This window comes from Thiofilum sp., assembly GCF_016711335.1.
Taxonomy (GTDB): domain Bacteria; phylum Pseudomonadota; class Gammaproteobacteria; order Thiotrichales; family Thiotrichaceae; genus Thiofilum.
In genome coordinates this window covers 2,354,243-2,366,389 of sequence record NZ_JADJTF010000001.1, presented here as the reverse complement: position 1 = coordinate 2,366,389, position 12,147 = coordinate 2,354,243, and the positions used below count along the sequence as shown (strand labels likewise).

Genomic DNA, 12,147 nt, shown 5'->3' with positions numbered 1-12,147 from the left:
GTAGAGCGGAAGCAATCCTATGGTAATGCAAGCTTTAAAACAAACTTACATCCCCTTCGATGACTATCTGGAAGGCGAACGCGACGTAGATACCCGCAGCGAATACGTGGAGGGTGAAATCTACGCCATGGCAGGCGCTAGTGAAACCCATAACACCATCGCTCATACACTTGGTTCTGCTATCGATAATGCCCTGAAAGACACCTGTCGCGTCTGGCAATCTGACATGAAAGTGATTGGAAAAACCCGCGACAACAAACCGTTTTCCTATTACCCTGACATCATGGCAGCTTGTGGTGAAAATACTGACGACCCGTATTACCGCACTAACCCCATACTGATTGTCGAAGTGCTATCTGGCTCAACCAAGCGGGTTGACCTCAAAGAAAAATTCGATAATTACACCCAAATTCCTACCCTGCTGGAATACGTCGTGGTTTCGCAAGAAACGCCCTATCTACGGGTTTACCGCCGCCGCACCCATTGGCAATTAGAATCCTATTACGCCGAAGACACCCTAATGCTGGAATCGGTTGGTTTAGAAATAGCCGTACACCATATCTACCGCAGAGTCAGGCGTGAAGTCGGGTTAGATGTTCCATTCCCCATGCAAAAAAACGGATAAACACTACAGCATCGCCCCAATGAGTTGACCTGATAATATGCAGGGAAAACGTAACTACATCTACGGCGCAAGTAGGCACGGCGAACCCGCCCGCTTATCTATCCCACCCAATACACAGGTAGCACCATGAACCAAGCCACCTACGACCAAGACCTCTACACTTGGTCATTACAACAAGCACAACTCCTGCGCGAACGCAAATTCGATCAAGTAGATTGGGAACACATCATCGAGGAAATCGAGGACATGAGTAAATCCGAAAAGCGTGCCTTGCAATCCTTTTTGGAAACTCTGCTCATGCACCTGCTGAAATGGCAATACCAACCCGCCTACCGGGTGCTGATTCTTAATAATATTATAATGTAAGCTAAACTCATTTTTCTGCCTTCGGCTTAACCGTCGGCTCACCCATACTTTTAAGGACAAAGAGATCGGGTAGTACAATAACTCTAATAATCTCATAACTTTCTTAAAAACCGGCTACATACAAGCACTATAAACAGCCTCAGAGCCTATAACTATGTTTAATCCACCTCAATCCCTACATACCCTATTCGCCCTACCCCGCTGGCAAAAACGCATCATCATGCTTGGTGCAGATCTGCTCATACTCCCTTTTGCCATTTGGGTTAGCTTTGCCCTACGTCTTAGCACTTGGACACCCAAGCTCAATGATGGACTTTGGCTTATGCTAGTTGCTCCCCTAGTGACGTTGATCATCTTTACTAGGCTCGGACTCTATCGCTCTATTATCCGTTTTATGGGAGTACGCGCCTTACAATCAGTGATTATAGGGGTAACCTTAAGCACATTGGTGCTCTGGGTCATAGCAACGCTTGCCAATTGGAAAGGCATCCCTCAATCTATTTACCCTATCTACTGGGGAACCGCTTTATTATTTACTGGTGGTAGTCGCTACCTGATGCGCCGCTATTATCAACTACTCAACTCACGACAACACCAACAACAACGCGCCTCCATTATTATCTACGGCGCTGGACAATCAGGCGCACAACTAGCCTCAGCCCTAGAACATAGCGAACATTATCGTGCAGTAGCTTTTTTAGATGATAATCCCAGCCTACATAAGTCTCTAATTCAGGGCTTATCTATTCACTCACCCGAACAAGCGACACATTTGATTGAACATTATGGGGTGAAACACATCTTCTTAGCCATGCCACTCATCTCTCACACCCGCAAGCGCCAAATTATCCAAGCCTTAGAGCCACTGCCGGTACATGTACGCACTATACCTAGCATGACTGAGCTATTATCCGGGCAGCGTTCCATTGAGGAAGTACGCGAGATTGATATAGATGAGCTACTGGGGCGTGAAGCAGTAGCACCCAATCAAGAGTTACTAAGCCAATGTATCCACCATCACCATGTCATGGTCACGGGTGCGGGTGGCTCTATAGGATCAGAACTCTGCCGCCAAATTATCCGTCAACAACCTAGCTCTATCGTGCTTTACGAACTGAGTGAATATGCCCTGTATCAAATTGAACATGAACTTTTGGAAATTAATCGCAGTGAAGGTTTAACTATCCCTATTACCCCAGTGTTAGGTTCGGTACAAGACCGCCAGCGACTTGATGAAACCATTAAAACCCACCAGATTCAAACGCTCTACCATGCCGCCGCTTATAAGCATGTTCCCCTCGTTGAGCACAACCCGATTGAGGGCATACGCAATAATACTTTAGGCACTTATCATACTGCACAGGCAGCACTCGCTCATAAGGTCAAGCACTTTGTATTAATTTCTACTGACAAAGCTGTGCGCCCCACTAATGTCATGGGCGCTAGCAAACGCATGGCTGAATTAGTATTACAGGGTATCTCCGAGCAATCCCAATATACTCAATTTAGCATGGTACGTTTTGGCAATGTATTAGGCTCGTCCGGTTCAGTCGTCCCCTTATTCCGCAAACAAATCCAGCAAGGTGGCCCGATTACTGTCACCCATCCTGACATTATTCGTTATTTTATGACCATTCCTGAAGCAGCACAGTTAGTGATCCAAGCAGGTGCTTTAGCTAAGGGAGGGGAAGTGTTCTTATTGGATATGGGTGAGCCTGTTAAAATTGTCGATCTAGCGCGGCGCATGATTCACTTGAAGGGCTTATCGGTTAAGGATGAAACCAACCCTTACGGCGATATTGCTATTGAGTTTAGTGGCTTAAGACCGGGCGAAAAACTTTATGAAGAGTTACTGATTGATGATAATGCGCAAACCACACAACACCCTCGCATCCGCCAAGCCTATGAAGACTACTTAACTTGGCCTAAAATCCAACAAGTGATTAACTCACTACAATACGCCTGCTCCCAACGTGATTTGCATACGATTTATCAACTACTATTACAACATGTTAATGGTTTCAAACCCACTCACCTCCCAACCGAGTTATCATTACCCGCTAGTAATGAACACCACGCTCCTCCCTCAAATGTTTCTCAAGCTACTACCCTTCTCCCTAACATCATTATCCCCTTTCCCCTAAAACAAGCCTCTTCGAGTTAAGGACTGAACTAAGCGCCCAAGCCTATCTGCAACTCCAACGCTAAACTGCTATACTCGACACCTAACTCCAATAAAACATAGGTATATGTCATGAGTCGCAACCTCGCTGAACAGCCTGTTATCACCGAAGCTGATTACTTAGCTACTGAAACAGTTGCCACCGAGAAACACGAGTACCTGAATGGCTTTGTCTACCCTTTACATTGGAATCCTATCACCAATATGGCGGGGGCTACCGATGCGCATGTTAAAGTGACAGGCAATGTACACTACGCACTAAAAACACATCTTCGCGGCTCAGGCTGTAGCCTTTACATGTCTGATATGCGCCTCAAAATCGACGCCAACGATAAAGCCTATTTCTACCCTGATGTCATGGTCACCTGCAACCCCAATGACCGCGAGCACAACACCACTAAATATGCACCTATTCTAGTGATTGAAGTACTCTCGGAAAGTACCAAAGACTATGACAAAGGTGGTAAATTTGATGCCTATCGCCAGCTAACCAGTCTGCGTGAATATGTGTTAATTGACCCTACGCAATACCTTGTACAAGTTTTTCGCCTCAACGAAAACCACCGATGGGAACTATTTAGCTTTGCAGGCGAGAATAGCAACGTAGAACTCACCTGTGTAGGCTTATGCTGCCCAATTACCGATTTTTATGAAGACGTTGATTTTAAGTAGGAATGGCAATGCCAGCTTTAACACAAACCTACATCCCCTTCGATGGCTATCTCTTCCAATACACAGGTAGCACCATGAACCAAACCACCTATGATCAAAACCTCTACATTTGAGCTTATTAAATGTCAACATAACCTAAAACGAGCTTTTACCTACACCTTAGAAGGAGCACTCTAAACCAACCGTTAATACAGAAAAATTAGCTTCATATAAAAATAAATAATAAATTTCTTTACGGTTGAATCAACCATAATAATAAACTACTCAGGTAAACCCCATGATAAAACAACTAATAAAAGCCACTGTCTTAGCTATGAGTCTCATTTCTTCTTCAACCGTCTTAGCTGAGTTAGTCAATATCAATACCGCAGACATTAAGGTTCTACAAGAACAGCTTAAAGGTGTAGGGGAGAAAAAAGCTCAAGCCATTATTGATTATCGTACTGAAAAGGGTGGTTTTAAAACCCTAGAAGAAATTCAGGAAGTGAAAGGCATTGGCCCTAAATTATTTGAGAAAATCAAAGCTGATATTTCTTTAACCGAGGGACTGGGTAGTACTCAAACCAGTACTCCAGCTCCAACCAACCTATCCAAAGATACACCACCATCAGAAACGACTAAACAACCCGCAAAAGTAGATAAAACCACACCAAAATCTTAAAGTTGTTAAATTCAACTCTGTAGTTATATTTAACAACAAAATGTAGGGGTAGACCTAAGTGTCTACCCTCTAACAAATACTAAACACTGTACCCACTCTTTAAAATTATAATAAAATTAATTACTTATTACAAAGCCAAGTAAAATATCGACATTAACTTTAAATTCAAACCCAAATAAGATTTATAACGCTTCACACAGAAGTTGCGCTATACTAGCCTAAGGTTTGCTTCCCCAATTGGTGTTACAAAAATCTTATATGATTGATTTACATAGCCACATACTCCCCGCCCTATGTGATGGGTCGCAGGATCTAGAAACCTCACTGACCATGGCGCGTATGGCAGTTGCAGACGGTATTACGCATTTAGCCTGTACGCCTCATATCTATCCGGGATTATACGAAAATAGTGCAAATACGATTGCACCGGCTCTGGATGCATTACAAACTCAGTTAGATCTTGCTCAAATCCCACTCAAGTTATTGATTGGTGCAGATACCCATATGGTCCCGGATGTTATGCGGGGGTTAAAAACGGGGCGTATTCCAACGCTTAATCATTCACGCTATTTTCTCCTAGAGCCTTCACATCATGTTCCGGTTAATGATTTTCTGGGACAAGTAGAAAATTTTTTAAATGCGGGATATGTTCCACTGATTACTCACCCCGAACGTTTAACTTGGGTAGGCGAGCACTACCAGCAGTTTACTGATGCGGCTCGTATGGGGGCTTGGATTCAAATTACAGCGGGTGCTATTACGGGACAATTTGGACGCAGTGCTAAAAAATATGCGGAACAATTCCTACAAGACGGTTATGTGCATATAATAGCGACCGATGCGCATGGAGTAGAACGTCGTCCGCCTATTTTATCTGAAGGCATTAAAGCTGCTGCATTGCTTGTAGGTGAACAAGAAGCCCATTATTGCGTGTGGGAGCGCCCTTTGGCCATCGTGGATAACCTTGCGCCTAGCTCAGTACCTACAATACCTGCCCTACGCATCGACCCACTGAAAACGCCTTTGCGACCTGCTGCCAATGACAGTCCTAAGTCTAAAACTTTCTTGCAGCGTCTTTTTGGTCGCCATTAATGATTTTCGATTGAATAGTAAATTTGGATATGATGAACAAACTAAAACTAAATCTCACATCTATTGTATGCTGTCTAGCCCTAGCAGGCTGTAGCACAGGTGGTGGTCTTCCTGTTACATCAGGTCCTGCGACGAATAATGGAAACCAAATTTTTTCCAATATTAATGAGTTGAGCTATGTTCCTCCTCAAACTGAATATCGGATTGGAGCCTCAGATTTATTAGCCATTACAATCTTCCCTGCTGAAGGCTTAAACCAAGAGGTAAGAGTCGACTCGCGTGGCTATATTGCTTTACAAATCATTAAAGAAATCAAAGCCCAAGGTTTGACTCAGCAAGAATTAGCTCGTGCGCTCGAGCAAGCCTACTCCAATCATCCCGAAGGCTTAAATAATCCCAAAATTACCGTTTTGGTTAAAGAAGCAGCTAATCAGCGCGTGACTGTTGAAGGTGAGGTCACCAAGCCCAATGTATATGCTATTGAAGGCGCTATGACCGTAATGCAAGCTATTGCACAAGCAGGTGGCCCCACTACCTTAGCCTCTAAAGATAAAGTGATACTATTTCGTACCCTACCTAATAATAAAGTGAAAGCTTACCGCCTCAACCTTACTGCGATTCGCAATGGTCAGCTTAATGATCCTTATTTACAAAATGATGATAGGATTGTAGTACATCGTTCTGATAGCCGTTATTGGATCAAAGAGGCTGCATCATTTATCAGCCCTATTAATGCCCTCAATACATTAATTAACTAAACAGGGATAATAGAACCAATGAATGCCGAGTTAAATGCGCCAGAGTATGGGCGACGCCAAGCTTTTCCCTCCCAAGCTAACCAACAAGTCATTACGGCCTCTTATCAAGAGCCTAGTAATGATGAAGCGGATGATGAAATTGATTTACGTGAATTGTGGCAAGTCATTGTTAGACGTAAAGGCTTAATTATATCCATAGCTGCTCTAGTGTTTATGGTAGCACTTATTGCCACTTTAATGATGACGCCTATTTATCGAGCCAGTGCCACTCTGCAAATTCAGCCAGAGACTTCCGGTAAATTATTAGAGTTCGGTGTTGAAGCACAAGATACTCGTGTCAATGATAAAGATTTTTATCAAACTCAATATGAGTTATTGCAAAGCCGTAACTTAGCTAGACGTACTATTGATACGTTAAACTTAGAAAGTGACTTAACAGGTGAACAATTAGCTAAACCTTTCTTTGCAGAAACCCTAGATGAAGTCAAAGCTCTATTCGGTGGTACTACCAATACGGTTTCTGAGAACAGTGATACTGAGATTGTCGATGAAACTAATAACAATATTGTTATACCCAACACTAAGCCTAATCCTGAAGAGTTAGCAAAAAAATTGGGTGCACCGCCTCTAGAGAACAAGTTTCTAGCAGGCTTAACGGTATCGCCTGTCAAAAACTCACAAATTGTCACCGTTTCCTACGACCATATTGATCCTGTCAAAGCCGCTAGTATTGCCAATACGCTAACCGAAAACTTCATTCAAATGAATTTAGAGCGGCGGCGTGAAGCGGCTAGTTATGCAGAAGGCTTTTTAAATACGGAACTAATCAAGGCAAAAAGTAAGCTAGATGAGTCTGAGCGCAAACTGGTTGATTTTACTAAAGAAAAAGGCATTATTAGTGTCGACCCAGAAAATAAGCAAACTTTAGTAGGTCAAACACTATTAAACTTAACCAAGACTTTATCAGACGCTCAAAGCGAGCGTATTAAGGCAGAAAGTCAATACGAAAAAACTCGTGCTAGTAGTGGTGCGAGCAAAACACTCAGTAACTCTACCATCCAAGAGCTTAAAAAACAGTTAGCTCAAGCAGAAACCCAATATCAAGCTGAACTAACCGCTCCCACTGCCTATGATAACGAAGTGGTTAAAAACCTGCGCAAAGAATTAGCTAAACTGGAGGGCGATTATATTGCTGAAAGAAGTGTTCCTTCGGCACGTGATAATGCAGTGGTACGTGGGTTACGCCAAGAATTAACTAAGCTACAAGGTGAGTATCAAGCCCAATTAAAAGCCTCTACTGCCCGTGATAATCCGGTAGTGACTAGCTTACGCCAACAACTAACTAAGCTACAAAGTGATTATCAAGCAGAAGTTAAAGCCTCCAAGGTACAGAGTACCGATCCTACTATTCAAGCTTTAACACGCCAACTACAAACTTTACAAGCCGAATATCAAGAAAAACTACAAGTCTATAAGCCACTTTACCCCACGATGGTACAATTAAAACAAAAAATTGATACTATCAGAAGTCAAATTACTGCTGAAACGCAGACAGTAAAAGGTAATAATATTAATAATCTTAAACAATTAATTGCCGAATTAGAGGCTCAGATTCTACGTGAAACTCAAACTGTCAGTAATACTACACTGAATAATCTAAGACAAAGAATTAGTGAGTTAGAAGCACAAATCGCCGTTGAAACGCGTACTGTACAATCAAGTACAGTGAATAATTTAACTCAACGCATTGATCAGTTACGCGCTCAGATTACTCAAGAATCTTCCACAATTACCAAAACCACCTTAAAGAACCTTGAAGAGCGTATTGGTAGACTACGGGCACAAATTCAAGATGAAACTAATAAAATTACGCAAACCAGCACCGATGAATTAGAGTCCGCCCTTAAGGCAGCACAACAACGCGAAGCCGCTTTAAGAGCAGACTTGGAAAAGCAAAAAGCTGAATTAACCGAACTTAATGATAAAAGTGTTGGCTATAACACTCTCAAACGTGAGGTGGAAACCAACCGTAATTTATATGACGCCTTATTACAGCGTATTAAAGAGATTGGTGTAGCAGGCGGTATCAAGGCCAATAATATATCCGTAGTTGACCCCGCAGTGATACCTTTTGCAAAGCATAAACCTAATACTAAACTCAATTTAGCCTTAGGTTTAGTGCTAGGTTTATTTTTAGGTACGGTATTGGCGTTCTTATTAGAGTTTCTTGATGATCGCGTTAAAACCACCAATGATTTAGAAAAGGTTGTTAAACTACCTTTATTAGGCATTACACCACTCATTAAGCATCATGCTGATAAAGACGTGGCTTTAATTAGCTATCAAGATCCTACCTCTGCCATGGCTGAGGCATTCCGCTCGCTGAGAACTAATCTATTATTTTCCACGAGTCATGGCGCACCTCTGACTTTAGCTATTACTAGCTCGATGCCTAGTGAAGCAAAATCCAGTACTTGTACTAACTTAGCTGCAGTGTTTGCTCAATCTGGTAAACAAATCCTAGTGGTAGATTGTGACTTACGTAAACCCACCCTACATAAGCGCTTGAGCCTTGATAATAGCATTGGAATGAGTACTTATTTGACTCATCAAGCTACCATTGAAGAAGTGATTCAAGATACTCCTATGAAAGGCGTCTTTGCTATTACTGCAGGACCACTTGCGCCGAACCCTGCTGAACTGCTTTCCAGTGAACGTATGGATGAACTCTTTGCTTTAGCCCCTAATCGCTTTGATATGATTATCATTGATTCCCCCCCTGTTATGGGTCTAGCGGATGCATTGATTATTGCCAACCGAGCTAGTGCTACTATCTTAGTAGCCGCACATGCGCAAAGTAAAAAACGTCCATTGGAAGATGCGTATCAGCGTTTACGTCAGGCGAATGCTAATTTGATTGGTGTCATTATGACTAAGATGAAAACAGGCTCTAGTTACGGTTATAACTATGATTATTATTACAGTTATGGTGCTAAGAGCAGTCGTAAACGTTTGCCGAGTAATGCCTAATGATTTGGCTGTGGCGTAGTTTTCTCATTGCAATCCTTTTAGGTCTAGGCTACTTAATATTAACCTATCGCCTAGGAGGGGTAGGACCTAATGATTTTACTTATCCAGACTATACTGAAACCGATTTCAAAGGGATGGAAGGTTTATTTCCTCCGATAGAGTCTTGGCAAGTACAACGTAGCCAAGCGTTATGGGAGCAGTCACGTACCTTTTATAGTGGCGACATTAATCAAACGGTCAATGACGAGCAATTAGTGCAGGCTAAAACGCTTGCCCTAAAAGCCCTAGAGCAAGATATCACTTTTGGTAATGGATTTGCTCAATTACTAGGGATTTATGAAAAGCTACAAGATATGGATACCGCTAGCCAACTAGCCGATATAGCTTCAGCATTATGGCCTGCTCATCCACAAAACCGTGCTTACCTAGCGGATTATTGGACTAGGCGCAATAATTTAGAAAAGCTACTCCAAGAATGGAATATTTTACTGATTCGCGATCCTAATCTGTCTAAAAAACTATTCCCCGTGCTACTCCAAATAGCAGCCGATCCTAATGCTCAACATTTGCTTTTACCATTTATACAACAGCCACCACCTTGGTGGGAGCGCTTTTTTGCTTTTGTTGCTCAATCGCCAGAGCATGGTGATTTATTAGATCTATTATTTGAAACTCGACGCACCTCAGACAGTGCTTTGACAGTACGCGAATTAAGTATTTATGTAGAGCGTCTAATAAAAGACGGCTTTTGGCCTGAAGCAAAACTCGCTTGGACAGAAAGTTTAGTGAATTATCAGGTAAAACTAGGCGGTAATATATACGATGGTGGATTTGAAGATAGTAATTATAACAAGGGGGGATTTTACTGGCGTATAGTAAAACATAAATTATTTACTATAGAACCTAATATTACACAGGGTATGAAGGGTTCCAAAGCCCTTAGGATTAATCTACGCAACTCGGTAGAGCCGATAAAATTTCAACATATTAGTCAGTTTTTAGTATTAGAACCTAAGCTTTATGAGCTGAAGCTCGCTTATAAAATAGATAAACTTGATACGGCTGAGGGCTTAAGTTGGCGTATTCGCTGTATGGACGCTAAACAAACTTTGCTAGGAGAAAGTACTCCACTTAAAGATCGGACTGCATGGAGTACTTTGAGTATAAGGTTTACTGTTCCTGAAGAGGAAACCTGTAAAGCTCAACTGATTCGCTTAGAAGCAGCTAGCCCCTATGCTAATAAACAGACGTTTAATGGTACTCTTTGGTTCGACGATTTAAGTATAGTGCCTATAGATGCTAATGGAATTCCCCAAGAATGAGTGTTACTAAAACCCAATGGCTAACTACCGGTATTATCACCTTACTATTTTTAGCTATTCCTATTTTATATAGTGGCCGCACTTTAGAGTCATTATTCATTCTAGAAGCGGCGGCTTTAATATTATTACTACTGGTATTTTGGACGAATAATTGGCGCACTCATATTAGTAAACTAAGCCTATTATTATTGTTTTTAATTTTTATTACACCTTTGGTGTATTTAATTCCCCTGCCTTATGAGTGGTGGATAGAGCTACCAGGTAGAGAACGTTATCAAGCATCATTACAATGGTTAACTCAACAAGCCAATCTTAAGCCTTATTTAGCTATTAGTGTTATACCTTATAAAACAGTGCATGCTTTTTTAGCTATGCTCCCTTTAATAGCTATTGTAGTCGCTACTACTACCTTAAATGCCAAACAACGTTATTATTTAGTTATCTTATTGTTAGTACTAGCTAGCTTCCAAGCTGTGCTTGCACTTATGCAATATACCAATCCTAATGCAGAGGTATTGAAATGGCTCTCTGCCGATACTGGCCGCAGCTCACAAGGTACTTATCGTAACCGTGATCATCTAGCTACCTTTCTGGTCATCTGCTTACCCATCGCAATAGGGCTGACAATTTATAGTATTGGGCTTAAAACTAGAGATCATGAACATCGAGAAACTCATGAATGGCGTATCAGCACTACCCTATTTTATTTAGTTTTATTACTAATTATTTTAGTGGGTGCGGTATTTACGCGTTCTCGTGCAGGTGTACTACTTACTATTTTGGCTCTTCTAATTACCCTACCTACCTTTGCACCTCATATGGGGGGACGCAAAACTTTTGGAGTAGTGGCTAGTATTTTGGGATTAGGATCAGCTTTATTAGCTAGTATAGGTCTAGTTCCAGTCCTAAATCGTTTTATTGTAGCTAGCCCCGCAGAAGATGAGCGCTGGCGCATGTTTGCAACTACTATTAAGGCTATTAAAGAATTCTTTCCAGTAGGATCGGGGCCTAGTACTTTCCAAGAAATTTATCGTAGTTTCCAGCCAGTCGAACAATTACATTTTATTAACCATGCTCACAATGACTATCTGGAGCTAATTCTAGAGATAGGTGCTTTGGGTATTGTCTTACTCTTGCTCACTTTAGTGGTGTATATCATGGGCTGGGTGGCTATGTGGGGTACTCGCTGGGATCGGGAGCGAATTATTAAAGTGGCGGCGGGTATTGGGATTTTGTTATTCATGCTGCATGCTATTTTAGAATTCACCTCTCATACGCCTGCTAACGCTATGTTTTTAGCCTTTTTAGCGGGGCTATTTTTAAAATTACCCAGTCGCGCTCAACTAGCCTCTAACCATCACCATCATCATGATGACGACGACAGGTAGTGCGTTTTTGCGCTACCTTGTAGTTATACTCTTGCTCTCCTCCTCTCACCT

General features: G+C 41.9%; 10 protein-coding genes. All 10 read left to right on the top strand.

Annotated features, from left to right (window positions below):
• Window positions 1-19 precede the first annotated feature (19 nt).
• The gene (locus IPL34_RS11220) at window positions 20-625 is read left to right on the top strand and encodes a Uma2 family endonuclease (protein ID WP_366931040.1); all 606 of its coding nucleotides are present in this window, start codon (window positions 20-22) and stop codon (window positions 623-625) included.
• 126 nt (window positions 626-751) lie between these two features.
• Window positions 752-991, top strand: coding sequence for a DUF29 domain-containing protein (locus tag IPL34_RS11215; protein ID WP_296841541.1), 240 nt, complete (start codon window positions 752-754; stop codon window positions 989-991).
• Between the two features lie 154 nt (window positions 992-1,145).
• Window positions 1,146-3,155, top strand: coding sequence for a nucleoside-diphosphate sugar epimerase/dehydratase (locus IPL34_RS11210; RefSeq protein ID WP_296841540.1), 2,010 nt, complete (start codon window positions 1,146-1,148; stop codon window positions 3,153-3,155).
• A 90-nt stretch (window positions 3,156-3,245) separates the two neighbouring features.
• The gene (locus IPL34_RS11205; RefSeq protein ID WP_296841539.1) at window positions 3,246-3,845 is read left to right on the top strand and encodes a Uma2 family endonuclease; all 600 of its coding nucleotides are present in this window, start codon (window positions 3,246-3,248) and stop codon (window positions 3,843-3,845) included.
• A 277-nt stretch (window positions 3,846-4,122) separates the two neighbouring features.
• Window positions 4,123-4,506 carry a helix-hairpin-helix domain-containing protein gene (locus IPL34_RS11200; RefSeq protein ID WP_296841538.1) on the top strand — a complete coding sequence of 128 codons (384 nt, stop codon included), beginning with the start codon at window positions 4,123-4,125 and terminating at the stop codon, window positions 4,504-4,506.
• A 258-nt stretch (window positions 4,507-4,764) separates the two neighbouring features.
• Window positions 4,765-5,598 carry a CpsB/CapC family capsule biosynthesis tyrosine phosphatase gene (locus IPL34_RS11195; RefSeq protein WP_296841537.1) on the top strand — a complete coding sequence of 278 codons (834 nt, stop codon included), beginning with the start codon at window positions 4,765-4,767 and terminating at the stop codon, window positions 5,596-5,598.
• A 29-nt stretch (window positions 5,599-5,627) separates the two neighbouring features.
• Window positions 5,628-6,356, top strand: coding sequence for a polysaccharide biosynthesis/export family protein (locus IPL34_RS11190; RefSeq protein WP_296841536.1), 729 nt, complete (start codon window positions 5,628-5,630; stop codon window positions 6,354-6,356).
• 18 nt (window positions 6,357-6,374) lie between these two features.
• Entirely contained in the window at window positions 6,375-9,386 is a 3,012-nt protein-coding gene (locus IPL34_RS11185) for a polysaccharide biosynthesis tyrosine autokinase (RefSeq protein WP_296841535.1), read from the top strand.
• Window positions 9,386-10,708 (top strand): hypothetical protein, encoded by a 1,323-nt coding sequence (locus IPL34_RS11180; protein WP_296841534.1) that lies wholly within the window; start codon window positions 9,386-9,388, stop codon window positions 10,706-10,708. Before IPL34_RS11185 ends, IPL34_RS11180 begins: the two co-directional genes overlap by 1 nt.
• Entirely contained in the window at window positions 10,705-12,096 is a 1,392-nt protein-coding gene (locus IPL34_RS11175; RefSeq protein ID WP_296841533.1) for an O-antigen ligase, read from the top strand. The genes IPL34_RS11180 and IPL34_RS11175 overlap by 4 nt, the downstream gene beginning before the upstream one ends.
• The last annotated feature ends 51 nt before the right edge of the window (window positions 12,097-12,147 follow it).

What these genes read in the sequence shown, in the direction of transcription:
- IPL34_RS11220 (WP_366931040.1), top strand. Translation starts at nt 20, where the DNA reads ATGGTAATGCAAGCTTTAAAACAAACTTACATCCCCTTCGATGACTAT.
- IPL34_RS11215 (WP_296841541.1), top strand. Translation starts at nt 752, where the DNA reads ATGAACCAAGCCACCTACGACCAAGACCTCTACACTTGGTCATTACAA.
- IPL34_RS11210 (WP_296841540.1), top strand. Translation starts at nt 1,146, where the DNA reads ATGTTTAATCCACCTCAATCCCTACATACCCTATTCGCCCTACCCCGC.
- IPL34_RS11205 (WP_296841539.1), top strand. Translation starts at nt 3,246, where the DNA reads ATGAGTCGCAACCTCGCTGAACAGCCTGTTATCACCGAAGCTGATTAC.
- IPL34_RS11200 (WP_296841538.1), top strand. Translation starts at nt 4,123, where the DNA reads ATGATAAAACAACTAATAAAAGCCACTGTCTTAGCTATGAGTCTCATT.
- IPL34_RS11195 (WP_296841537.1), top strand. Translation starts at nt 4,765, where the DNA reads ATGATTGATTTACATAGCCACATACTCCCCGCCCTATGTGATGGGTCG.
- IPL34_RS11190 (WP_296841536.1), top strand. Translation starts at nt 5,628, where the DNA reads ATGATGAACAAACTAAAACTAAATCTCACATCTATTGTATGCTGTCTA.
- IPL34_RS11185 (WP_296841535.1), top strand. Translation starts at nt 6,375, where the DNA reads ATGAATGCCGAGTTAAATGCGCCAGAGTATGGGCGACGCCAAGCTTTT.
- IPL34_RS11180 (WP_296841534.1), top strand. Translation starts at nt 9,386, where the DNA reads ATGATTTGGCTGTGGCGTAGTTTTCTCATTGCAATCCTTTTAGGTCTA.
- IPL34_RS11175 (WP_296841533.1), top strand. Translation starts at nt 10,705, where the DNA reads ATGAGTGTTACTAAAACCCAATGGCTAACTACCGGTATTATCACCTTA.